The 22,197-nt window shown below is 67.6% G+C and carries 19 protein-coding genes; 3 read left to right on the top strand and 16 right to left on the bottom strand.

Going from position 1 to position 22,197, the window contains the following annotated elements; genetic code table 11:
* Positions 1-3: 3 nt before the first annotated feature.
* The 3 genes from ACFW16_RS19735 to ACFW16_RS19745 all read right to left on the bottom strand — a co-directional run bounded on the left by ACFW16_RS19735 (position 4) and on the right by ACFW16_RS19745 (position 2,241).
* On the bottom strand, positions 4-1,227 hold the full coding sequence (locus ACFW16_RS19735) for an NAD(P)/FAD-dependent oxidoreductase (RefSeq protein WP_380308097.1): 1,224 nt from the start codon (positions 1,225-1,227) through the stop codon (positions 4-6).
* A 1-nt stretch (position 1,228) separates the two neighbouring features.
* Positions 1,229-1,984 (bottom strand): GntR family transcriptional regulator, encoded by a 756-nt coding sequence (locus tag ACFW16_RS19740; RefSeq protein WP_380308099.1) that lies wholly within the window; start codon positions 1,982-1,984, stop codon positions 1,229-1,231.
* Between the two features lie 83 nt (positions 1,985-2,067).
* A complete protein-coding gene (locus ACFW16_RS19745) occupies positions 2,068-2,241 on the bottom strand; it encodes a hypothetical protein (protein WP_380308101.1) in 174 nt (57 codons plus the stop codon).
* Between the two features lie 529 nt (positions 2,242-2,770).
* Between ACFW16_RS19745 and ACFW16_RS19750 the strand changes: the two genes are divergently transcribed.
* Positions 2,771-4,294 carry an amidohydrolase family protein gene (locus ACFW16_RS19750; RefSeq protein WP_380308103.1) on the top strand — a complete coding sequence of 508 codons (1,524 nt, stop codon included), beginning with the start codon at positions 2,771-2,773 and terminating at the stop codon, positions 4,292-4,294.
* A 4-nt stretch (positions 4,295-4,298) separates the two neighbouring features.
* Here ACFW16_RS19750 and modC read toward each other — a convergent pair whose 3' ends face one another.
* From modC to ACFW16_RS19775, 5 genes are all read right to left on the bottom strand, one after another.
* Positions 4,299-5,423: a molybdenum ABC transporter ATP-binding protein gene (modC, locus tag ACFW16_RS19755; protein ID WP_380308105.1), complete on the bottom strand. Its 1,125-nt coding sequence runs from the start codon at positions 5,421-5,423 to the stop codon at positions 4,299-4,301.
* Positions 5,420-6,112, bottom strand: a complete 693-nt coding sequence (gene modB / locus ACFW16_RS19760; protein ID WP_380308107.1) for a molybdate ABC transporter permease subunit — start codon at positions 6,110-6,112, stop codon at positions 5,420-5,422. The genes modC and modB overlap by 4 nt, the downstream gene beginning before the upstream one ends.
* Positions 6,113-6,255: 143 nt before the next feature.
* Positions 6,256-7,047 (bottom strand): molybdate ABC transporter substrate-binding protein, encoded by a 792-nt coding sequence (gene modA, locus ACFW16_RS19765; protein ID WP_380308109.1) that lies wholly within the window; start codon positions 7,045-7,047, stop codon positions 6,256-6,258.
* A gap of 106 nt (positions 7,048-7,153) precedes the next feature.
* Positions 7,154-7,921 (bottom strand): TIGR00730 family Rossman fold protein, encoded by a 768-nt coding sequence (locus tag ACFW16_RS19770; protein WP_380308110.1) that lies wholly within the window; start codon positions 7,919-7,921, stop codon positions 7,154-7,156.
* Positions 7,922-8,007: 86 nt separating this feature from the next.
* Entirely contained in the window at positions 8,008-8,913 is a 906-nt protein-coding gene (locus ACFW16_RS19775; protein WP_380308112.1) for a glycosyltransferase, read from the bottom strand.
* A 605-nt stretch (positions 8,914-9,518) separates the two neighbouring features.
* Here ACFW16_RS19775 and ACFW16_RS19780 point away from each other — a divergent pair.
* Positions 9,519-10,481 carry a glycosyltransferase family 2 protein gene (locus ACFW16_RS19780; protein ID WP_380308114.1) on the top strand — a complete coding sequence of 321 codons (963 nt, stop codon included), beginning with the start codon at positions 9,519-9,521 and terminating at the stop codon, positions 10,479-10,481.
* On the opposite strand, the gene ACFW16_RS19785 is transcribed toward ACFW16_RS19780, so the two are convergent.
* The 6 genes from ACFW16_RS19785 to ACFW16_RS19810 form a co-directional block, all read right to left on the bottom strand.
* A complete protein-coding gene (locus ACFW16_RS19785; protein WP_380308116.1) occupies positions 10,474-11,997 on the bottom strand; it encodes a lipopolysaccharide biosynthesis protein in 1,524 nt (507 codons plus the stop codon). The genes ACFW16_RS19780 and ACFW16_RS19785 overlap by 8 nt on opposite strands.
* Positions 11,994-13,016 (bottom strand): UDP-N-acetylmuramate dehydrogenase, encoded by a 1,023-nt coding sequence (murB, locus tag ACFW16_RS19790; RefSeq protein WP_380308118.1) that lies wholly within the window; start codon positions 13,014-13,016, stop codon positions 11,994-11,996. Before murB ends, ACFW16_RS19785 begins: the two co-directional genes overlap by 4 nt.
* Positions 13,000-14,031 carry an NAD-dependent epimerase gene (locus ACFW16_RS19795; RefSeq protein WP_380308119.1) on the bottom strand — a complete coding sequence of 344 codons (1,032 nt, stop codon included), beginning with the start codon at positions 14,029-14,031 and terminating at the stop codon, positions 13,000-13,002. The genes murB and ACFW16_RS19795 overlap by 17 nt, the downstream gene beginning before the upstream one ends.
* Positions 14,032-14,094: 63 nt before the next feature.
* A complete protein-coding gene (locus tag ACFW16_RS19800; protein ID WP_380308121.1) occupies positions 14,095-15,375 on the bottom strand; it encodes a UDP-N-acetylglucosamine 1-carboxyvinyltransferase in 1,281 nt (426 codons plus the stop codon).
* Between the two features lie 179 nt (positions 15,376-15,554).
* Complete coding sequence (locus ACFW16_RS19805; RefSeq protein WP_380308123.1) at positions 15,555-16,865, bottom strand: O-antigen ligase family protein; 1,311 nt, start codon at positions 16,863-16,865, stop codon at positions 15,555-15,557.
* Positions 16,862-17,836 (bottom strand): hypothetical protein, encoded by a 975-nt coding sequence (locus ACFW16_RS19810; protein WP_380308125.1) that lies wholly within the window; start codon positions 17,834-17,836, stop codon positions 16,862-16,864. The genes ACFW16_RS19805 and ACFW16_RS19810 overlap by 4 nt, the downstream gene beginning before the upstream one ends.
* 513 nt (positions 17,837-18,349) lie before the next feature.
* On the opposite strand from ACFW16_RS19810, the gene ACFW16_RS19815 reads away from it, so the two are divergent.
* The gene (locus ACFW16_RS19815) at positions 18,350-19,411 is read left to right on the top strand and encodes a glycosyltransferase family 2 protein (RefSeq protein WP_380308126.1); all 1,062 of its coding nucleotides are present in this window, start codon (positions 18,350-18,352) and stop codon (positions 19,409-19,411) included.
* A 16-nt stretch (positions 19,412-19,427) separates the two neighbouring features.
* Here ACFW16_RS19815 and ACFW16_RS19820 read toward each other — a convergent pair whose 3' ends face one another.
* Together ACFW16_RS19820 and ACFW16_RS19825 are read right to left on the bottom strand one after the other, a co-directional pair.
* Positions 19,428-20,432 (bottom strand): hypothetical protein, encoded by a 1,005-nt coding sequence (locus ACFW16_RS19820; RefSeq protein ID WP_380308128.1) that lies wholly within the window; start codon positions 20,430-20,432, stop codon positions 19,428-19,430.
* Positions 20,398-21,837 (bottom strand): MBOAT family O-acyltransferase, encoded by a 1,440-nt coding sequence (locus ACFW16_RS19825; protein WP_380308130.1) that lies wholly within the window; start codon positions 21,835-21,837, stop codon positions 20,398-20,400. Before ACFW16_RS19825 ends, ACFW16_RS19820 begins: the two co-directional genes overlap by 35 nt.
* Between the last annotated feature and the right edge of the window lie 360 nt (positions 21,838-22,197).

Here is a 22,197-nt window from a genome sequence, read left to right on the forward strand (position 1 = left end):
TGCTCACTGGAAGCGTTCGATACCGAAGGCGGCGGGGGCCGGGCTGCCCGACAGCAGGCCGGCGGCGAGGCGGGCGGTGGTGGCCGACAGGGTCAGGCCGAGATGGCCGTGGCCGAAGGCGAAGACGATGCGCTTGTCGCGCGGATGCGGGCCGATCACCGGCAGGCTGTCGGGGGTGGACGGGCGGCGGCCCATCCACTCGGTGCCGCCGGTCTCCGGGATCGCCGGCAGGTAGCGCCGGGCCTTGTGCCGCAGCGCCCGGGCGCGGGCCAGGTTGGCCGGCGCGTCCACGGCCGCCAGCTCCACCGCCCCGCCGATCCGGAGGCCGTCGGAGAGGGGCGAGGCGACGAAGCCGTGATCGGCGAAGACCACCGGCATCGGCAGGCGCAGCGGCGCCTCCGGAATCGTGGTGTTGTAGCCGCGCTCGGTCTCCAGCGGCACCTTCAGGCCGAGGCCGCGCACGATCTCGCGCGACCAGACTCCGGCGGCCACCACCGCCTGGTCGAAAGTCCGGGCGGTGCCGCCGGCCAGCCGGACGGAAACGCCGTCGGCGCCCGGCTCGACCGCGGCCACGGCGCCCGCAACCAGCCGGTCGCCCAGGCCGCGGCGCAGCCCCTGCAGCACGCCGAGCGGGCTGTCGACCATCCAATAGGCCCGGCACAGCACGGCGCGGGCGAAGCCGCCGGTCAGGTCCGGCACCAGGGCCCGGGCTTGGTCCGGCGTCAGCGGCTCGAACTCATGGCCGCCGAGGCGCCGGCGCAGCTCCCATTCCGGCAGGGCGGCGCGGAAGCTGGCCTCGCTGTCGTAGACGTCGATCGCCCCGGTCTGGCGCAGATGGCCCGACAGGCCGGCACGGCGGGCCAGCTCGTGATGGTCGTCGAGGGCGCCGCGCATCAGCCCGCCCAGCGCCGCGGTCGACCGCTCCACCTGCTCCGCCCGGGCCGCGGCCAGGAAGCGCAGCAGCCAGGGGGTCAGCGCCGGCAGGTCGCGCCAGCGCAGGGCGAGGGGGCCCAGCGGGTCCATCAGCCAGCGCGGCACCGATCTCAGGACGCCCGGACGGGCCAGCGGCGTGATCTCGGGGAAGGCCAGCAGGCCGGCATTGCCGGCGGAGGCGTGGCGGTCCTCCGGCCGGCGCTCATAGACCGTGACCTCGTGCCCGTCGGCCGCCAGCCAGGCCGCCGTCGCGCAGCCGATCACGCCGCCGCCGATGATGGCGATGCCGGCCATCTCAGGCCGGAAGCTGAGGCTGGGCCGCCTCGGCCGCGGGGCCGAGGGCGACGTCGCCGGCCACGCCGCTGGCCAAAAAACCCTGGATCTGCCGCACCACCTGCCCGGCATGGGCGCGGGCCAGGCTGTCGGCCCGGTCGGCGTCGCGCTCGGCGATGGCCTGGATGATGGCCTCGTGCTCGGCCACGAACTCGGCCGGCAGGTGGTCGTCGAAGGAGGCGTAGTAGATCCGGTTCAGCCGCCGCCCCTCGTCCAGGAGGCGGCCGAACAGCTCGGTGTAGTAGCGGTTGCGGCCGGCGCGGGCGATCGCCAGGTGGAAGTCGCGGTTGGCATCGGCCATGCCGATCGCGTCGGCGGCCGCCACGGCCTGGCCGAAGGCGCCCTGGTGGGTGCGGATCTCCTCCAGGTCCTTGGCCGTACGGCGCTGCGCGGCCAGCCGGGTGGTGACCCGGTGCATCAGGGTCAGCGCGTCGAAATGGGCGGGCAGGGTGGAGAAGTCGATCGGCGCGACGATGGTGTTGCGGTTCGGCAGGGTGGCGACCAGCCCGTCGGCGGCCAGCCGCACCAGCGCCTCGCGGATCGGCGTGCGCGACAGGCCGAAGCGCTCGGCGATGCGGGTCTCATCGAGGGCCGAGCCGGGGGCCAGCACCAGGTCGAGGATGTCGTGCTTCAGCGCCTCATAGACCTTGGCGACGCCGCCGCCGCGGGGCCGTGCCTCGCCGGCATCCTGCTCCCGTGTCTTCGCCGTCCGCGCCAAGGGCGTGTCCTTCCGTGCCTCTCCGTCAGGCCGGAATGATAGGCCGGTGGAATGCAGTTTGTCGACAAGACCAATGGGCAATCTCACACGCCGGTGATGAGCCAGTGCTTCGCCTCGTAGTCCTCGATCAGGGTGGACAGGACATCGAAGCGGTCGCCGTCCGGCGTGCCAGGCTCTGGTTGGGCCCTGAAGTACCGAGCGATCTCGCCGAGTGCCCGGTTGTAATCATCCTCGGTATGGATCGGGTGGAGGTCCATCATACGGTCCCCGGGATAGTGACCCACTCGCCATCTTGCCGTCATTGCGAGGAGGCGAAGCCGACGAAGCAATCCAAGGGCCACGCCAAACGGCCCTGGATTGCTTCGCTACGCTCGCAATGACGGATCTCTCCAGAGGAGAAGTCAATCTCCAGGAGTGCGTATGTTGTGGCCAGTTCAAGAAAAAGGGCGGCGGAAGAACCGCCGCCCCGAAAGGCTGGGCCACGCGTCGGGCTTGGGACGGACCGGAGCGCAGCCTGGGAGGCGCGTCGGGGAGAGCCCGATTGCCTGGTTCGATATATTCATCTGGATATGTCGATGTCAATGGTCGCGTCGATTCACTGGAGCGGGTGGCGGACGGGCTGGACTGACGCCCACGGCCCCGTGGTGGGAAATAATTCAGGTGGGATCGACGGAAACAGCCGTTCGGCCGTGTAGGATCAAAGCGACCGTGATCCGTTCACGGGCCGTCGATCGCCGGTGCGCCGGATCGACAGGCCCAAGACCTGTCCCGAGACCGGAGGACATCATGGGCTTCCTGACCGAAGAGGAGATCGCCGGGCTGGTGCCGTCGGAGCTGCTGCCGCACCGGACGCCGATCCCGACGCAGATCGTCTCCAGCGACGAATACACGCCGCCGCCGCAGAGCGAGCGGCAGAAGGAGGTCGAAGCGCGCCTCCTGGCCATGGCCGACGAGCTCGGCGGCCGCCGGGGCCTGTCGCGCCGGGCCTTCTTCCAGAGCGCGGCCGGCATGGCGGCCGGCTTCGTGGCGCTGAACGAGACCTTCGGCGCGGTCTTCGACGCGAGCCGAGCCGAGGCCGCCACGCCCGACATGGCGGAAGAGCGCGCGGCCGCGCTGAAGGACCAGTTCATCATGGACATGCACACGCATTTCCTGCGCGACGACACCCGGCTGGAGAATTTCGTCAGATCGCGCGAGGCGGTGGGCAAGGCGGGCTGGAACCCGGCCCTGATCGGCAAGCCGCAGACGCTCGAGGACCTCAAGTTCAACAACTACTTCAAGGAAATCTACCTCGACAGCGACACCAAGGTGGCGCTGATCTCGAGCTCGCCGTCGGAGATTCCGCGCGACTGGTTCCTGACCAACGAGATGATGATCGACGCGCGCGACCGGGTGAACCGGGAGGCCGGGGCGCGCCGCATGTTCGCGCATGCGATCTTCACGCCGGGATGGGACGGCTGGCTGGACCATCTCGAAGGGTCGCTGCAGCGCCGGCCGGAATCGATCAAGGGCTATACGGTCGGCGACAACACCAACAAGGACCAGGCCCGGCACCCCTGGTTCATGGATGACGAGGCCGTCACCTACAAGGCCTACGAGCTGTGCGTGAAATACGGCATCAAGAATGTCTGCGTGCACAAGGGCCTGTTCCCGCGGGCGACGGCCGAGCGCTATCCTCACCTCCTAGCCCACGCCGATGTCCGCGATGTCGGCCGCGCGGCGAAGGACTGGCCGCAGCTGAACTTCGTCATCTATCACGCCGGCTACCGCCATGCCGCCGGGGGGAGAGCCGAGGACGGCTGGCGCGAATTCGCCGAGACCGGCCGGGTCTCCTGGGTCAGCGATCTCGCCGAGATCCCGGAGAAGTTCGGCGTCACCAACGTCTATGCCGATGTCGGCCAGCTCTTCGCGCAGAGCGTCGTGGCCGAGCCGCGGCTGGCGGCGGCGCTGATGGGCATCCTGGGCCGCGGCATGGGCTACGACCGCGTGGTCTGGGGCACCGATGCGGTGTGGACCGGATCGCCGCAATGGCAGATCGAGGCGCTGCGCCGGCTGGAGATCCCCGAGGACATGCAGAGGCAATACGGGTTCAAGCCGCTCGGCGCCGCCGACGGCCCGGTCAAGACCGCGATCTTCGGCGGCACCAATGCCAGGCTCTACGACTTCGACATCGGCCGGCGCAGCGACATCGGTTCCGACCGCGACCGCTTCGCCCTGATCAAGGAGGAGTACGAGAGGAACGGGCCGGCCCGCTCGAATCTGCGCTACGGCTACGTGTCCGGGGCCGTCGACTGGTCGGCCTTCGCCTGACGCCTCACCCGCCCTCGATATCGGCATCGGCCCCGTTCTGGCCGCGCAGGGCGCCGCCGACGGTGTGGCGGTCGAAGGCGACGCTCTTGATCACCGCATGCACCGGCCGGCCCGGCGCCAGCTCCAGCGCCTCGATCGAGCGCCGGGTCAGCCGGGCCAGGAGGCCGTCGCCGGCGCAGTCCAGGCGGATGTCGGCGGTCGGGCCGTCGCCGGGTGCGATCGCCGCCACCGTCGCCGGCAGCACGTTCAGCGCGCTCAGATGGTCCGGCGGGCGGGTCGCCAGCATCACGTCGCGGGCGCGGATGCGGATGCGGACCGTGCTGCCGGGCGGCAGCTCGATCCGCGGCACGGTCAGGAAGCCGGCGGCGACGCGCAGCCGGGTCAGCTGCCAGCGGTCGTCATGGTCCTCGACCGCAGCCTGCAGCACCGCGCCGGCCTCGGCCCGCGGGAACAGGTCGGCCCGGCCCATCACCTCGGCCACCGGCCCGGCGGCCGTCACCCGGCCGTCGGCCAGCACCACCAGGGTGGCGGCCAGCCGCGCCACCTCGCCGATGGCGTGGCTGACATAGACGATCGGGATCCGCGCCTCGTCGCGCAGCCTTTCGACATAGGGCAGGATCTCGGCCTTGCGCGCCTCGTCCAGCGACGCCAGCGGCTCGTCCATCAAGAGCAGGCGCGGGCTGGCCAGCAGCGCCCGGCCGATCGCCACGCGCTGCTTCTCGCCGCCCGACAGCAGCGCCGGCCGGCGATCGAGCAGAGGACCGATGCCCAGCAGCTCGACGACGCGGCCGAACTCGGCGCCGCGCTCGGCCTTCGGCGTGAACCAGCGGCCGTAGAGCAGGTTCTGCCGCACCGTCAGATGCGGGAACAGCCGGCCCTCCTGGAAGACATAGCCGATGCGGCGTCGATGCGGCGGCAGGAAGACGCGGCTCTCGGTGTCGACCAGCGGGCGGCCGTCGACCAGCACCCGCCCATGCTGCGGCCGCACCAGCCCGGCGATGACGTTGACCACCGAGGTCTTGCCGGCGCCGGAGCGGCCGAACAGCGCCGTCAGCCTTCCCTCGCTGCGGAAGCCGATGTCCAGGGCGAAATCGCCCTGGCGGTGGCGGATGTCCACTTCGAGGCTCATGTGGCGTGCACCCGCACCCCGGCGCGCCGGGCCATCAGCTCGGAGGCGAGAAGGGCGGCCATCGAGAGGACGACCGAGACCAGGGTCAGGCGCAGCGCGCCGAGATCGCCGCCCGGCACCTGGGTGAAGGTGTAGATCGCCGAGGGCAGGGTCTGGGTCTGGCCCGGGATGTTGGAGACGAAGGTGATGGTGGCGCCGAACTCGCCCATCGCCTTGGCGAAGGACAGGATCGCGCCGGCGATCACCCCGGGCAGGATCAGCGGCAGGGTGACGGTCAGGAACACCCAGAGGGGCGAGGCGCCCAGCGTGCCGGCCGCGGCCTCCAGCCGGCGGTCCACCGCCTCGATCGACAGGCGGATGGCGCGGACCATCAGCGGGAAGCCCATCACCCCGGCGGCCAGCGCGGCGCCGGTCCAGCGGAAGGAGAAGACGATGCCGACCTGGGCGAGGACGGAACCGATCGGCCCCATCTTGCCGAACAGCAGCAGCAGGATGTAGCCGGTGACGACCGGCGGCAGCACCAGCGGCAGATGGACCACGCCGTTCAGCAGCGACTTGCCCCAGAACCGGCCGCGCGCCAGGGCCAGGGCGACCAGCACGCCGAGCGGCAGGCTGACCGCCATGGCCCAGAGCGAGACCTTCAGGCTCAGCAGGATCGCGGTCAGCTCGTCGGGGGTGAAGTCGAACAATTGCGCTTTCTCAAAGACCGCGGTCCCACGTTGTCATTGCCGGGCTTGACCCGGCAATCCAGGAGCCATCGAGAGCGGTTCTGGCGGCCCTTGGATCCTCGGGTCAAGCCCGAGGATGACAGCTGGAAGCAGGAACCTTCCGTTTACTGCGTCACCACCGTAAAGCCCTGCTTCTCGAACAGCGGCTTGGCGGCTGGCGACTTCAGATACTCGACGAAGGCCTGGGCCTCGGGCTTGTCGCTGCCGGCCAGCACCGCGACCGGGTACAGGATCGGCGGGTGGCTGTCGGCCGGGAAGGTGCCGACGATCTTCACCCCCGGATCGGCCGCGGCGTCGGTCTGGTAGACGATGCCGAGCGGGGCCTCGCCGCGCGACACCAGCGCCAGGGTGGCGCGGACGTTCTCGGCCTGGGCGACCTTGTCCTTGACCGAATTCCACACGCCGAGCGTCTCCAGCGCCGCCTGGCCGTATTTGCCGGCCGGCACGGCCTTGACGTCGGCCATGGCCAGGTGGCCGTCGCCCAGCGCCTCGGCCAGCTCGAAATCCGGCGCGATGGCCAGCTGCACCGCCGAATCCTTCGGCGCCACCAGCACGATGCGGTTGCCCAGCAGGGTCGAGCGCGTCTCCGGCCTGATCAGCTTGCGGTCCGCCAGATAGTTCATCCAGTCGAGATCGGCCGAGATGAAGACGTCGGCCGGCGCCCCGGCCTCGATCTGCTTCGCCAGGGCCGAGCTGGCGGCGTAGGAGATCGTCGCCTTGTGCTCGGATTCGGCCTGCCACTGGGCTTTGACGGCATCCAGCGCGTCCTTCAGGCTGGCGGCGGCGAACACCGTGATGTCCTGCGCCCGGGCGACCGCCGGCGCGCCGAAGACAGTGGCCGCCCCCAGCGCCCCGGCCAGGAGTGCGCCGAGCCAGCCGCGTCGTGTGATCCGCATCGTCCCGTTCCCCGTTTGCGGCCGGGTGTGCCGGCCTGTCGGGCGCGATCTTACAGCGCCGTTATATCCGGGCAAACATTTCGATAAAGGCCGCGGGGCAGGCCGGTCAGGACCGCCGCTTCAGCCCCTGCTCGGCCAGGATCGACCAGAGGTCCTCGGCGCTGTCGGCGAAGCGGAACAGCTGCACGTCGCGGGCGTCGATCATGCCGTGCTCGACCAGCGCGTCGAAGCCGATCACGGCGCGCCAATAGGCCTCGTCGAACAGCACGATCGGCAGGGCCGAGGACTTGCCGGTCTGGCGCAGGGTCAGGAGCTCGAACAGCTCGTCGAAGGTGCCGAAGCCGCCGGGGAACACCACCAGCGCGTTGGCCCGCATCGCCAGGTGCATCTTGCGCATGGCGAAATAGTGGAAGCGGAAGGTCAGCGCCGGGGTGGAGTAGGGGTTCGGCTCCTGCTCGTGCGGCAGGGTGATGTTGTAGCCGATGGTCGGCGCGCCCGCCTCGGCCGCGCCGCGGTTGGCCGCCTCCATGATGCCGGGGCCGCCGCCGGTGGCGATGACGTTGTCGCGCAGGCCGCCCTTGTCCGATACGGCGCCGCCGCGCTCGGACGCGATGCGGCCGAATTCGCGCGCCTGGGCGTACCAGTGGGCATGGCGGCCGGGGCCGTCCTCGGCGACGCGGGCGCTGCCGAAGACGACGATGGTGGAGCGTACGCCCCAGGCCCGCAGCGACTCCTCGGCCTTGGCGTATTCCAGCATCAGGCGCACGCCGCGCATGGAATCGCCGAGCAGGAAGTCCTGGTCGAGTTCCGGCAGGCGGTAGGAGGGCGACGCCATCTGCGCCGCGTTGGAGGGGTCGGGGGCTGGCTTGCTCATCGCCCCTCTAAAGCAGATCCCGGGCCGGCCGGAAAGGGGAGCCTATGCCACACCGGGCGAGCGGCGGCGCGGCGCCCCGCGCCCGGTCAGGCCCAATAGCGCCGATTCAGGCTGATCCGGCGCTTCAGCGGGCGCGGGATCCGGGCCTCGCGGCGGCCGCAGTGATAGGCCGCCAGCTTGACCGCGGTGCGCAGGATGGCCGACGGGATCGCCAGGGGCTGGTGCCGGGCCAGGTGGCGCAGCTCGGACTGCACGAAGCGCTTGCCCTCGCCCTCGGCCTTGCCGAAGCGGTCCAGCAGCCAGGGGGCGCGGGCGTGCATGACGCCGACATCGAAGTAGCGGCGGAACTCCTCGCCGATGCTGTAGCTGTGCGAATGGTGGACCTGGGCCTCGGCGACATAGGCCTTGGCCCAGCCCGACAGCAGCATCCGGCCGGTCACGGCGGCGTCCTCGCCGAAGATGGTGCCGGAGGGAAAGCCGCCGACCATCTCCAGCGCCTGCCGGCGGTAGGCGGCGAAAGAGTTTGAGCAGAAGGTCGCCTTGATCCCGGCACCCACGGCATCCTGCGGGCGCAGGACGGCGCTCTCCGGCGGATAGTTGAACAGCCGGGCATGGGCCTCGATCGCCGCGGCACCGTGGTGCGGCAGCTGCCGGCCGAAGGCGACGCCGACCTCGGGGTCGGCGAAGGCGCCGACGATGCGGGCGATGGTGTCGCCGTCGGCCGGCACCGCGTCCTGGGTCAGGAAGACGATCACCTCGATCCGCGGCGACAGGCGGTTGACGGCGCGCTGGCGGGTGCCGCCATGGTCGAACTGCGACCTCGGGATGACCACGACCTCGGCGCCGCCGGCCCGGAACCGCGCCGTCGTGTCGTCGGTCGAGCTCGAATCGATGACGAGGAAGGTCCCCGGCTGGAACGACTGCGCCTGCAGCGCCGGCAGCAGGGTGTCGAGATGCTTCGCCGCGTTCAGCGTGGGGATGACCAAGGCCACGCGATCCTCGGGAATCGCCGATCCCGCCTCAGGCAAAGCAAAGTCTCCGCCGAAAGGGGTCATGCCCGGCCCGCTCCGTTGTGCAATGCAGCATCATAATGGCAACTTTGCATCTCCATCCAGTTGCAGTCATTCCTAGAGGGAGGTTCAAAAGCTTCCGGCAGTGCCCGGGATAGGCGCGCCAGCAGGATCGATCCCGCACCACTAGCGGATGATCGTGACGGCATGGAGGCGCCGCCGTGATCGGATCGCGGCGGCAAAGCAGCGCACGCCCCGAAATCCCCTGCTGCGGGATGACGAGGCCGCTCCGGCGATCGGCGGCGGCGCGTTCCGCCGCTGCTGGTGGACATGCTCATCTGCTCGATCCCCCGACATGCGGCACCTGCTGCAAGCAAGAAACAAACGCATGGGCAGCAATAATGATCCCTTGGAAATCGCCGGCGGCGGTGCGTGCCGAAACCGCCTGCCCGGGATGGTATCCGCGGAAGATGCGTGTATTTTGATGCGCCTCGTCCATTCAGAGGCCGGCCGGGATGACATCCCGGTCTCGGCGGGCACGCGGACGCCGCGGCGGCGGACCGTCCGGACTAGATCGGAAGAAGGTCATGGATTCCCCGGCTCAGAGTGATCTGCCCGAAGTCGATGTGCTGGTGGCGACCTACAATGGCGAGCAATTCCTGCCCGACCTGCTGGACTCGCTGCTGGCCCAGAGCCACGACAGGATCAACGTCATCGTCGGTGACGACGGCTCCGCGGACGGCACCCGCCAGGTCGTGGAGCGGTATCGGGGCCGGTTCCGATCCCTCGAGGTCCACGACTTCGCCGCGGCGGCCGAGCATGGGGCGCGCGCCAACTTCTCCCGGCTGATGGCCAGGGCGACGGCGTCCTATGTGATGTTCTGCGATCAGGACGACGTCTGGCTGCCGAACAAGGTGGAGCTGACCCTGCGGACGATGCGGTCCCTGGAAGCTTCACATGGCCGGGACAGGCCGATCCTGGTCCATACGGACCTCCGGGTCGTCGACCGGGACCTGAAGCCCGTGGCGGACTCGATGTGGCGCTCGCAGGAGATCCGCCCGGAACGGGCGTCGCTGCGGAAGATGCTGGTCGAGAACAGCGTCACGGGCTGTGCGGCGATGATCAACCGGCCCCTGCTGACCCTGGTCGGCACCATCCCGGACCGGGCGATCATGCACGATTGGTGGACTGCGTTGGTGGCCGCCTGCTTCGGCACGATCGCCCATCTGGATGAGCGGACCATCCTGTACCGCCAGCACGGCGGCAACAGCATCGGCGCCAAGCGCTGGTCCCTCGGCGCCATCTATACGCAGTTCGTCGACGTCGTGGCCGGCGAGGCCGCCATCCGCTCGGTGCAGAAGACGATCGACCAGGCCGCGGCCTTCCATGCCCTCTACGGCGACAGGATGCGTCCGGAGCAGCGCAGCCTGGTGAAGGCCTATTCCGAGATCAAGGCGATGCCGAGCCTCAGCCGGAAGGCGTTCCTGATCCGCAGCGGGCTGATCAAGTCGAAGTGGCAGAAATCCCTGGGCCAGATCCTGGTCACTTGACTGCGGGCAGCGGCGCGCTTCCCGTCGCCCGGCCCTTGAAGACGGCCAGGCACCTGGTCCGCAGCCACAGCCCGTCCTCGCCCCACAGCACCCGGCTGGGCACGGCCAGCACCGCCGCGACGGCCGCCGCGACGGCGACGGCGGCGAGGCCCAGCACTGCCGCCGGGGGCAGGGCCGCGCCGACGGCGAACACGACGGCCCCGGCGACGCCGGCGAAGACCAGCGCCATCAGGCATCCCGGCAGATGCGCCATCAGGAATGCCCCGACGCCCATCCCGGTCAGCCGGAGCGTCACGCCGGCGAGCACGATGCTGTTCAGGGTGATCGCGATGGTCACGACCGCGGCGATGCCGGTGATGCCGTAGGGAACCGCCAGCCAGGAGCCGCCGATCACGATCGCGGCATAGGCGATCTGGACCAGGACGAAGGTGTAGACTTGGCCCCGCGCGAACTGGACGGAGTTGCTGACCCGGTAGGACAGGCGCGAGAAGGTGGACACGGACAGGATGACGAAGGGCAGCACCGTGTGATGCCATTGCGGCCCGAGCAGGACGTCGATGATCTGCGGCGCCAGCACGACCATCAGCGCCGTCATCGGCATGCCGATCAGTGCGGTCAGCTCGATCCCCCGCCGATAGGCCGCCCGCAGCCGCTGCGGTTCGCCCTGCACGCGCGACAGCGAGGACAAGGCGACCTTCGACGCCGCCATCTCGTACAGGCCGCCCGGCAGCGAGGCCAGCTTGTAGGCGCGGTCGTAGAGACCCAGCGCGTCGCCGCCGATCAGCCGCCCGATGACGAGCTTGTCGCCGCTCAGCGCCACGTAGTTGACGATCCGTCCCAGCGACAGGCCGCCGCCGAACCGCGCCAGGTCCAGCAGCGACCGCAGGTGCAGCATGGGCCGGAGATCATGCCTGGCCAGCACCATCACCAGCAGCATGTTGATCAGGCTCTGGCCGATGAAGCCGCCCGCCAGCGACCAGTATCCCCAGCCGCGATAGGCCATGACGATCGAGACGAGGCCATATCCGAGGATGTATGACAGGATCTTGATCGTGGCGAGACGCCGGAACTGCAGATGCCGGGACAGCAGATTCTCGGAGACGGTCGACAACCCCTGCCAGACGAAGACGACCCCGAGCAGCTGGGTCACCTGCTCCACCTGCGGCAGGCGGAAGAAGCCGGCGATCGGCCCGGACAGGAGGTAGATCGCGAGGCACAGCAGGGCGCCCAGCAGCGTGCTGGCGGTGAACGCCGTGCGTATGTGTCTGGAGTCCAGCTCCTTGCGCTGGATCAGCGCGGGTCCCAGCGCCAGGTCGGAGAACAGCATGGAGAAGGCGATGATGACGTTGGACGCCGCGGCGATGCCGAAATCGGCGGGCGTCAGCAGCCTGGCGAGGACCGCCAGGCAGACGATCTGCATGATCATCTGCGCCGCCGACGCACCGCCCATCCAGAGCATCCCGCCCAGCGTGCGCTCGCTCAGGGACTTGCCGGCAGCCGGCCCGGGGGCGCTCATGACGGCTGTCCCGCCCGCTCCGTCGGCGCCATCTCGTGGGCCGGCCGCAGGGTCCCGTCCGGCCCGACATGGCGGACCTCGCAGTTCAGCCAGAAGCCGGTGCGGTCGAAGACCGTGCTGCGCGCGATGCCGATCAGCGTCAGGATGTCCCGCGCCGTCGCGCCCCCGAGATTGACGATGAAGTTGGCATGGAGGGGGGAGATCTGCGCCTGGCCGGCCCGCAGCCCCTTCAGCCCCGCCTGCTCGATGGCGTGCCCTGGCGGGCCGACGGTCGCGTACATCGCCGGGTCGCTCAGGAAGACCGAGCCGCAGTTCGGCAGCTTCAGCGGGAACTTGCGGCGCCGCGACGCCATGATGTCGATGATCGTCCGCCGGATGGCCCGCGCATCGCCGCGTTCGAGCACCAGCTCCGCCGCCGTGATCACCACGAAGCGGTCCTGCATCGCCGAGCGGCGGTAGGCGAAGCGGCAATCCGCCTGGCCGAGGATGGCGGCCTCGCCCCGCTCGTCGATCGTCCAGACCCGGCTGACATGCTCGCCGATGCCGCGGCGCTGGCTGCCGCCGTTCATCATCACGAGGCCGCCGAGCGTACCCGGAATGCCGGCCGTATGCTCGATGCCCGACAGCCCGGCACGGCCCACGGTCGCCGCGAGATAGGGCATCCAGACCCCGGCCTGGGCGGTCACGGTGGTCCCGGCGATCGAGACGTCGGCCATGCGCCGCCCGATCTGCATCATGACGCCCCGGAATCCCTCGTCGGCGAACAGCAGGTTGCTGGTATCGCCGACGACCAGGAGCGGCACCTCGGCCGACCGGCAGAGCTGCAGGACGCCCGAGATCTCTTCGGCCGATTGCGGTTCCACCAGGACGTCGGCGGGACCGCCCACCTTCCAGCGGGAGATCCCGGCCAGGGAGACGGATCGTCGGGCGCGGCCGGGACACAGCCGGTCCAGTGCCGCGAACAGGCCGACGGGCATTGCCCGGCCCGATCCGGTCACGCCGTCAGCATACATGGGCATGGTTCCGCCCGGCCGCCGTTCCGGAGCCGCCGCCCGGCGCGGGAACGGAGAAATACTCCCGGTACCACGAGACGAAGCGCGGCACGCCTTCGTCGATCGTCGTCGTCGGCCGGAAGCCGATGTCGCGCTCGATCGATTCGATGTCGGCATAGGTCTCCGGCACCTCGCCCGGCTGCATCGGCAGGAACTCGCAGACCGCCTTCCTGCCGACCGCGGCCTCGATCAGGCCGATCAGCCGCATCAGGTTCTCGGAGCGGTGGTTGCCGATGTTGTAGATCCGGTGCGGAGGGTCCGCCGTCTCGCCCGGCGGGGCGGCGAGGACGCCGAGGATGCCGCGGACGATGTCGTCGACATAGGTGAAGTCGCGTCGCATCTCGCCGTGGTTGAAGACCTTGATGGGCTGGCCTTCGAGGATGGCCTTGGTGAAGATGAACAGCGCCATGTCCGGCCTGCCCCAGGGGCCGTAGACCGTGAAGAACCGCAGGCCGGTGGCGGGAAGCCGGTAGAGATGGCTGTAGGTGTGCGCCATCAGCTCGTTGGCCTTCTTGGTCGCCGCGTAGAGCGACATCGGCGTGTCCGTGCGGTCCTCGGTCGAGAACGGGACCTTGCGGTTGGCCCCGTAGACCGAAGACGAGCTGGCATAGACGAAGTGCTCGACATCCAGCCGTCGCGCCGTCTCCAGCATCACCAGATGGCCTTCGACGTTGGATCGGGTATAGGCGTATGGATTGACCATCGAATGGCGGACGCCGGCCTGCGCCGCGAGGTGGACGATGCGGCGGATTCCCGTCGATCCCGCCGCCAGCGCCTCCATCGCCGACCGGTCGGCGATGTCGGCCTGATGGAAGGTGAAGCCCTGCCGGCCCGTCAGCATGGCCAGCCTGTCCGATTTGAGTTTCGGATCATAATAGTCGTTCAGGCTGTCGATTCCGACGACCTCCTCGCCCCGGTCGAGCAAGGCCTTCGCGGTGTGGAATCCGATGAATCCCGCGGCTCCTGTCACCAGGATGGCCATGACGTCGCCTTCCTTCCCGTGCGCCGGCCGGCCGGCCGATGATGCATGCTCGAGCCCGGCGGCTCAGCCGACCACCGGCTCCGGCACGGTGACGCGCCCGCCCAAGGCGGACATCTTCGCGATCAGATTGCAATAGCCTCGATCGATCTGCCACGCATCCTCGATCATGGTCTCTCCGTCGGCCACCAGGCCCGCCAGGACCAGGGCGGCGCCGGCGCGCAGATCGGCGGCGCGGACCCGGGCGCCTTTCAGGGGGCGGCCGCCGGTCACCTTGAGGAGGTTGCCCGAGACCTCGCTTTCGACCCCCATCTTGGCCAGTTCGGCGGCATATTGGTAGCGGCCGGGGAAGCGGAGGTCGATCAGCCGGGATTCTCCCTGGGCGCAGGCGCCGTAGACGGCGAAGAGCGGCTGCATGTCCGAATTGATGCCGGGATAGGGACCGGTGCTGATCTCCACCGGATAAGGGGTGCCGCCGCGGACGATGATGCCGTCCGGCCCGGTGTAGAATTTGGCGCCGCTCTCGCGCAGGAAGATCAGGGGCACTTCGAGATCCACCATCGGGAAGTTGCGGATCTCGACGTCGCCGCGCGTGATCACCGAGGCCATCAGCCAGGTCAGCGCCTCGACATTGTCGGGCAGGACGTCGTACCGGGTGCCGGTCAGCCCGTCGCGGCCGCGGACCACGATGCTCTGCTGGCCCAGGACCTCGATATCGGCGCCCATCGAGCGCAGGAACCTGATGAGATCGATGATCTCCGGCCGGATATGCGGGTTCCAGATCGTGGTCACGCCCTTGGCCAGCGACCCGCAGATGATCGCGTTCTCGGTGGCGCCGGTCGACCGGATCGGAAGGTGGATGTCGGCGCCGATCAGGCCGCGCGGCGCCTCGGCGCACAGCATCGATCCGTCCTGGTAGACCCGTGCGCCCAGCCGCTCAAGCAGCATGACGTGAAGATCGTATTTGCGGTCGCCGGTCTCGCCGATGCTGCAGCCGCCGGGAAGCGGCACCGCGCCGGCCCCGGTGCGGGCCGTCAGGGCCCCCAGGATCAGGAGCGTGTTGCGGATGGACCGCCCCGGCCAGTCGAGGGCGGAGGAGGGCGGTGCCGACTCGCGGATCACGATCTCCGTCTCCCCGACGGTGCAGGTCTTCCCCAGGACCTTCAGCATCTCGGCATGGATCTGCGCGTCCAGCAGGGCGGAGGGGAAATTCGTCAGATGGACGTCCTCGGCCGTCAGCAGGGATGCGGCCAGGAGGCGCAAGGCGCTGTTCTTGGCGCCGCTGACGGTGACGCTGCCTTCCAGCCGCGAGGGCCGGACCGCATATGCCGCACTTTCTCTGATCATCCCCCGACTCCCGAACCATCCGCGATGCAAGCCGCACATGACATCGCACAAAACCGGCCGCATTGTGACGTCGCAAAAGAGCATGAATCCCGGTTATGTCGCAATGCAAGCGGCGGCCTTTTCGCGGCTGGCGCATTATCGCAGTCGCCCGGTCGGCCGGCCCCCAGGCCGTGCGCTCTTCAGTTGGTTCCGTGTACTGGCGTACCTTTGATCCGCGTCCTGGTCGAATGGGCCTCCAACTGGGGCGACAGGCGGGCCACGCAAATGAAAACCACAAATACCATCGCAGCCGCGCGCCCGATGAGCGACGGATTTGTAAATCCTGCCATCAGCCAGAAGAGGTATGTCACGTATATCGCCGAGCAGACAAGCGCGTCTCTGGATCGGACAAGGGAGATGAAGCTTGCCATGAAAAGCAATATAGGAATAATGCCGATTAGCCCATACTGCATGGCAGTGGCCATTATCTGTAATTCGTAACTATAAGGAGAGTTCTTCGACCGGACCAGGCGAGAGACATAGGTTGCTAATCCTTTGCCGAGCAAAGGGTCTTCGACAATGGCTTCAGTCAAAGCGTGTTGTTGGTTGATCCTAATGTTATCGGAATGCTCGACAGAGTAAGAAAAAAAGCGCTCCTCGACCGCATCCACGATAGCTTGATTGGATGCGGCAGCGCCGACCACTATCGTGGCGATGATCGCGAGAGCGAAGAACAGCCGCCTGCCCATGATAAGGGTTGCAAAAAGCACCGCCAGAAACGTAACAGCCCAGAGATACCGTGAGTAAGCTATAAGAACGGCAATCATGAGCAGTATGATGGCGATAATTTGGAAAAGTTTCGAAATTCTGACGCCGAGTTTTGGTGCCGCAAGAGTGCAGAATAATACTATCGGAATGCCAAAGTCCGGTGGCAGATTGATTCTTATCAGTCCAAAAACTATGCCAGTGCTGATGAATGCAGCGCCAAGCGTCTGTCGCACAGTGGTAAAAAGAAGCTGAGTCTGGATAATTTCGAACGCGACAAACACATCGATGATGATTTTTACCACGCTGTATATGACCAGTGCATAAATTGCACTTTTGATCACGTATTGGCTATCGACGATGCCATTGTTCAGGCAGTGGTAAAATATCCATATAATATATATAGTCGAGGCAAAGGTCATTGCAAATTTCAATTGTATGCCAGTTGCGTACGTAGAATCAGAGAAAGAAGTGAAGGATGCGATCACGGACACAGCAGTAACAGATAGTACTAAAGCGAGGCATCCATAACTGTAATTGATTTGGAAGTTTTTAATTGCGGCATCTTTTACTACAAATAGAGTTAAAATAAATAGAAAGACCAACTGCAGCGCCAATACGGCGATCGAATTGCCCAGGCCGAGAACGATTGCGACAAAGAGGACGAGGACAGTAGCTTTGATCGCTGCCGTTTCCAGGCGCGACCTTGGCGCAACCGACGAGCTATCGATATGGCGTGGCGTCATCGATCGGTTCTGATCCAGCGACCAAAGAAGATGATCGAGAAAGCGACAATGGGACCGAGGATGAATCCCAACAGGGCGGCCAGCAGAACAGGAGGCTTGGTCGGGAGGCTCGAAACGCTCGTGCTTCCCCAAACCCGGACGGCGTACTTCGTGCTTTCGTCGATCAGCGTCTTGTTGAGGACGACGTTGATCAGATAGGACCGAAGGGCGTTGGCGACTTCGAGGTTCGCCGCCTCCGCGATTCTTCTCGTGATGAAGGCGACTTGCGACTGATAGGCCTCTTCGTTGGCCTCCTTGAGATAGCGGTCGCCTTCGGCGGTGACGATATCCACGACCCGGGCGGCAATCGCCGGATCCCGATGGTCGAAAGAGACTTCCACGAAGTCGGTGGTCGTGTCGGGGCGCAGGATGATATTGTTGTTCAGGTAGTTGGAAACATCGTATTCATCGGGCGGGGCCCATGCCTGATATCCGAACAGTTCCCTCAGCCACATCGTGATCGTATTGGTCACGCCCTTGGGCGCGATCCACTGTTGTCCATCCCACCGATCAGCGAAAATCAGCTTCGCGAAATCGCCCCTGTCCATGAGTCTTCTGGCAAAGCCCGGCGTTGAAATGATGTAGATGTACTTGTCGGTGGGCTTGGTCGGGCCGCCAAACGATATCGGCAGGGAGATTCCGAGCGACGATATACCCGACGGCGCGGAAGCCTGGCTGTCCAGCGCCGCCGACCCGATCGTGACGGACGCCGTGTATTTCGGGGTGGTGGTCGCCAGATAGACGGCGGTCAGCACCCAGATGAGGGCGGTGACGGCGACGAGGATGCGGAACTCCCCTCTCGGAATCCTCCGAACGGTTCTGGCCTCCGTCTCGCTCCGGCCAGGGGGGAGATGTGGCGTCTCATCACCTTCGGCGGCGGCATTCCTCAACATCATAGGGCGATCCCGGCCTTTCCCCTCGTTGCTCAGCATCGGTTTCCCGCCTCTGCCGCGGTGGAGGCGGCAGGTCTCGGGACACGTGGGCCGAGACAAGCATCGCCGCGTATCAACCCTCGGATCCGCATCATGTCAAGACCTGGGAATTCCCGCCATTCGGCCGGAAGCACCGCTCCGGAGGTGCTCCGGGTCCCGTTGCAGGTGTCCGGAAGGGGGGTGTCGGTCGCCAAGCGATCCGTCGCTTCGGCCGCCGCGACGGCTTCGGATTGCCGCGCCCGGGCCATCCTCGCTGCGGCCGTCCGGAGGACGGGTTGCAGGGGGCGCGGTCGGCGAAGGTGACACGGGCGCCGAAGCGCATCCGCCCGCGGCCGGACGCGCCTCGGCCCGGTTTTCGGTCCTGCCGCCCGGGCTATTGACAGCCGGGCGGCATGCCGCTTCAACGTCGGCGGAGGGTCGCCGGCGACAAGATCCCTTGCCTGGAAAGAGCCCAATGCGCGAGGCATACATGAAAATCTCTTTCGGTGAGCGATTTCGGGCGGGGAGGTGATGATGGAAGCACAGCAGGCCCGCCCCCTCGTCTCCATCATCACCGTCTACTATAACCGCGGCGATCTCGTGGCAGATTCGATCGAAAGCCTGCTGTCGCAGACCCACCGCACCATCGAGATCATCGCCGTCGACGACGGTTCCACCGACGACACCTACGACCGGTTGCGGGCCTTCGACGACGAACGGTTGACCGTGGTCCGGCACCAGAACCAGGGTTTCGTCGGTTCGATCCGCAAGGGGATCGAGATGGCCGGGGGGCAGGTCATCGCCATCCACGGATCGGGCGACATCTCGCATCCCGATCGCATCGCGCGCCAGCTCGCCGTTCTGGAGCAGAGGCCGGATGTCGGGGTGGTCGGATGCTATGTCGAAAACCGCAACCTGCTGCGGAAGCAATCGACCTTGCACATGCCCAAGGTCGGGCCCGATGCCGGCCGGCAACTGGCGGAAGCGAATTTCCTGACGCATGGCGAGGTCATGTTCCGGAAGCGGGTCTATGATGCCGTGGGCGGCTACCGGACCTTCTTCCGGCAGGCGCAGGATCGGGACCTGTGGCTGCGGATGTCCGAGCAGACCGGCTTCCATATCGTCCCGGAATTCCTCTACACGCGCTTCATCCGCTCCGACGGCGTGACAGGCGCGCGTCCGGAACGGCTTGCCGCCCATATCCTGCTGTCGAGCCTCGCGGTCCATTGCTACGAGGCCCGGCGCCGGAACGAGCCGGATCCGCTCGATGCAGGCCGCTTCGAGTCGTTGATGTCGGTCCTTCTGAACCGCGCGGAAAGCATGGTCCTCGCGCGCTGTGCGACCGAACTGGCGATCGCCGGCCGGTATGACGAGGCCGATGCGCTGTTCCGGAGGTCGCTCGCCTCGCGCTCCCTGGCGATTCCGCTGGTCCTGTTCGGCCTGTTCAAGGCGACGCGGTTCGCCGGCAGCCGGCTGCAGAGCCGCTTCCTCCGGTTCCTGATGGCGCGCTGGTACGACGTGAAGGACCGCAGAGAGCGTCGGAGAGCCCGGCAGGCCGCTGCAAGCGGGCAGCTCGCCTTGCCCGCCGGGGAATGAATGAGGGCAGGGAAGCCTACGGTTTCGGCTCCGCCGCGGTCCGGGCGGTCTGTTCGGTCGGCCGAGGCCGATCCGCGGCGATGAAGGGGCGCAGCATCGCCGCGTAGGTCGCCGTGATCGCCGCCTTGTAGGCCGGTGCCGTATGGTTCTGGGTGTCGCCGACGTGATCCTCCGCCAGCGGCACCGGCTCCGGAGCTGCCAGCGGCAGCCCGGTCGATTCGATCAGCCGGTCGGCCGCCTGGAAGAAGCCGTGCGACCGGTCCAGAAGCTGCGTCGCCAGCGGGCCATGGGCATAGACGCAGGTCAGGTGCCGCGTCCGGCACAGATCGGCGATCCGCTGCAGGAAGTCGAGCTTGCCGGGGACGACGTCCTCCGCCTGCAGGGCCGGGCCGAAGGGGGCGCGGCTCGTGGCCTGCTTGACGTAGTCGTTCTCGATCACGATGTCCCGGACCGGCCGCGACAGCAGCTGCAGGATGGTCGCGCGGGTCGCGGTCTTGACGGTCTGCCAGTCGAGCAGCTCTCCGGTCCAGGCCTCGGCGACCGGCCACCGCAGGGCCGCCGGGAGATCGGGGTCCAGCACCCGCGGCGTCGACAGGACATAGCCGCGCAGATCGTCGGCGCGGGACATCATGTCGGCGGCCTGGATGATGACCACCGTCCGCAGCCCGGGCTCCTTGTCGACCGCCCGGCGGATCATGTTGTAGCTGCCGGCATAGCCGAACAGCCCGGTGAGGGCGAGATTGACCGACCGGCGCCCGGTCAGCCGGTCGAAGGTCTCCGTGTCGATGGCGTTGCCGAGCGAGCTGTCGCCGACGAACACGGTGTCGAACCCGGCGCTCCGGTCCAGCTTCTCCAACTGGTAGGCGAGGAGCGGCGCGTAATCGGGCAGGTCGGAGAACCACTTGACCTTGATCGACAGCAGGCACAACGCCCCCAGCAGCGCCGCGGCCAGTCCGAGCGAGACCGCGAGGTAGCGGGCGCCGCCCTCAGAACTGGAAGTAGATGAATTCGGAGACGTCATTGGCGAACAGCACCACTGCGACGAGGACGGCGGCCAGGGCGACGGCATGGGCGGGCCCGAGGCGCCATAGCAGCGGTCCGCGGGCCGGGACGACTGCGACGGCGGCCAGGGTAGGGTGGAAGCGGGCCAGGATCTGTTGCGAGTTCGGGAGCCCCCAGACGATGGCGAGGCCGAGGGCGATCAGCGCCGCCGCCTGCAGCGACGGGGCGCCGATGCCGTTGAGCCCGACCAGGCCAGTATACACGGATCCGGCGGCGGCGAGGCTCGGCGCCCGGAACGGCACCCAGGCGAGGATGACGGCCAGGAAGGTCAGCGTGGCGCCGATGGCGGCCGGCAGCCGGATGCCGCGCGGCCGGGCCCAATCGGCGAACAGCCGCCCGACCACGATGTAGGCGCCGTGCAGTGCGCCCCAGAGCATGAACTGCCAGCCGGCGCCGTGCCAGATGCCGCCCAGCAGCATGGTGATGAAGGCGTTGACGTAGCTGCGGGCCTTGCCTCGCCGGTTGCCGCCGAGCGGAATGTAGAGATAGTCGCGCAGGAAACGCGACAGGGTCATGTGCCAGCGCTGCCAGAAATCGGCGATCGACCGGGCCTTGTAGGGCGAATTGAAGTTCTCGGGCATGCGGATGCCGAACAGCCGGGCCAGGCCGATCGCCATGTCGGAATAGCCGGAGAAGTCGAAATACAGCTGGAGGGTATAGGCGAGCGTTCCGGTCCAGGCCGCGAACAGGCCGGGCGCATGGCCGGCAGCCGCCTGCTCGAACACCGGCGACGCGTGCAGCGCGAGGGAATCCGCCAGCACGGTCTTCTTGAACAGGCCGAAGGCGAACATGGTGATGCCGACGGCGATGTCGTCGCTGCCGATCCGCATCCGCGGGAGCGCGGCGAACTGCACCGTCATCTCCTTGTGGTGCAGGATCGGCCCCGCGATCAGATGCGGGAAGAAGGTGACGAACAGGGCGTAGGCGAGCGGGTCCTTGTCGTCGACCTTGCCGTGGTAGGCGTCGACCAGGAAGGCGATCTGGGTGAAGGTGTAGAAGGAGATGCCGATGGGCAGGATGATCGACAGTGCCGGCCATTGCGCCGCCAGAAGATCGTTCACCACGCCCTGGGCGAACACCGCGTATTTGAAATAGCCCAGGAGCAGCAGGTCGGCACCGACCCCGAGCGCCAGGAGGCCGCGGCTGGGGCGGCGGGCCAGTCCCATGCCGACCGCGAAGTTGAAGAGGATCGAGCCCAGCAGCAGCGGCAGGTGCCCGATCGACCACCAGCCGTAGAAGGCGACGGACGCGACCAGCAGGATCGGAACACTGAGTGCCGAGAGGCCGACCCACCGCGAAATGAAGAAAAACGCACAGGTAATCGGCAGGAAGACGAATAGAAACTCTGGTGAATTGAAGAGCATCGGCTGGTCGGACCCGAAGAGTTTCGTTGCTCTCGCAGCGCCGAGACGTATAAGCGATGCGCCCGCACCCGCAAAAGGAAATCTGCGGCCGGTTCCGCCGGGCGACGACGCGGTCGGACGATGCCGGCGCCCCCGCTCCAGGGCCCGGCGGCGCCGGTCCACGGCCGGCCATCGGGGCCCTCTCCCGGGCCGCGTGACCGCCTTTGCCGGAGCCTGCCGCCGTCACGGCGATCCACCTCTCGAACCTCCGTCGGTCGCGGACGGCCACCGGTTCTGGTGGCTTGACGCCGGTCGAGTCCGCAGTTATCCGATCGGAGGGGAGCCCCGTTCAGCCCGCTGTGTTGGGGGGCGCTTTGCGGC

Origin of the sequence: Inquilinus sp. NPDC058860 (assembly GCF_042743185.1) — a bacterium.
Classification (GTDB): domain Bacteria; phylum Pseudomonadota; class Alphaproteobacteria; order DSM-16000; family Inquilinaceae; genus Inquilinus.

Coding starts and splice junctions, on each gene's coding strand:
- ACFW16_RS19735 (WP_380308097.1), bottom strand. CDS start 1,227: ATGGCCGGCATCGCCATCATCGGCGGCGGCGTGATCGGCTGCGCGACG.
- ACFW16_RS19745 (WP_380308101.1), bottom strand. CDS start 2,241: ATGGACCTCCACCCGATCCATACCGAGGATGATTACAACCGGGCACTC.
- ACFW16_RS19750 (WP_380308103.1), top strand. CDS start 2,771: ATGGGCTTCCTGACCGAAGAGGAGATCGCCGGGCTGGTGCCGTCGGAG.
- modC (WP_380308105.1), bottom strand. CDS start 5,423: ATGAGCCTCGAAGTGGACATCCGCCACCGCCAGGGCGATTTCGCCCTG.
- modA (WP_380308109.1), bottom strand. CDS start 7,047: ATGCGGATCACACGACGCGGCTGGCTCGGCGCACTCCTGGCCGGGGCG.
- ACFW16_RS19770 (WP_380308110.1), bottom strand. CDS start 7,921: ATGAGCAAGCCAGCCCCCGACCCCTCCAACGCGGCGCAGATGGCGTCG.
- ACFW16_RS19780 (WP_380308114.1), top strand. CDS start 9,519: ATGGATTCCCCGGCTCAGAGTGATCTGCCCGAAGTCGATGTGCTGGTG.
- ACFW16_RS19785 (WP_380308116.1), bottom strand. CDS start 11,997: ATGAGCGCCCCCGGGCCGGCTGCCGGCAAGTCCCTGAGCGAGCGCACG.
- murB (WP_380308118.1), bottom strand. CDS start 13,016: ATGCCCATGTATGCTGACGGCGTGACCGGATCGGGCCGGGCAATGCCC.
- ACFW16_RS19795 (WP_380308119.1), bottom strand. CDS start 14,031: ATGGCCATCCTGGTGACAGGAGCCGCGGGATTCATCGGATTCCACACC.
- ACFW16_RS19800 (WP_380308121.1), bottom strand. CDS start 15,375: ATGATCAGAGAAAGTGCGGCATATGCGGTCCGGCCCTCGCGGCTGGAA.
- ACFW16_RS19805 (WP_380308123.1), bottom strand. CDS start 16,865: ATGACGCCACGCCATATCGATAGCTCGTCGGTTGCGCCAAGGTCGCGC.
- ACFW16_RS19810 (WP_380308125.1), bottom strand. CDS start 17,836: ATGCTGAGCAACGAGGGGAAAGGCCGGGATCGCCCTATGATGTTGAGG.
- ACFW16_RS19815 (WP_380308126.1), top strand. CDS start 18,350: ATGGAAGCACAGCAGGCCCGCCCCCTCGTCTCCATCATCACCGTCTAC.
- ACFW16_RS19820 (WP_380308128.1), bottom strand. CDS start 20,432: ATGACGTCTCCGAATTCATCTACTTCCAGTTCTGAGGGCGGCGCCCGC.
- ACFW16_RS19825 (WP_380308130.1), bottom strand. CDS start 21,837: ATGCTCTTCAATTCACCAGAGTTTCTATTCGTCTTCCTGCCGATTACC.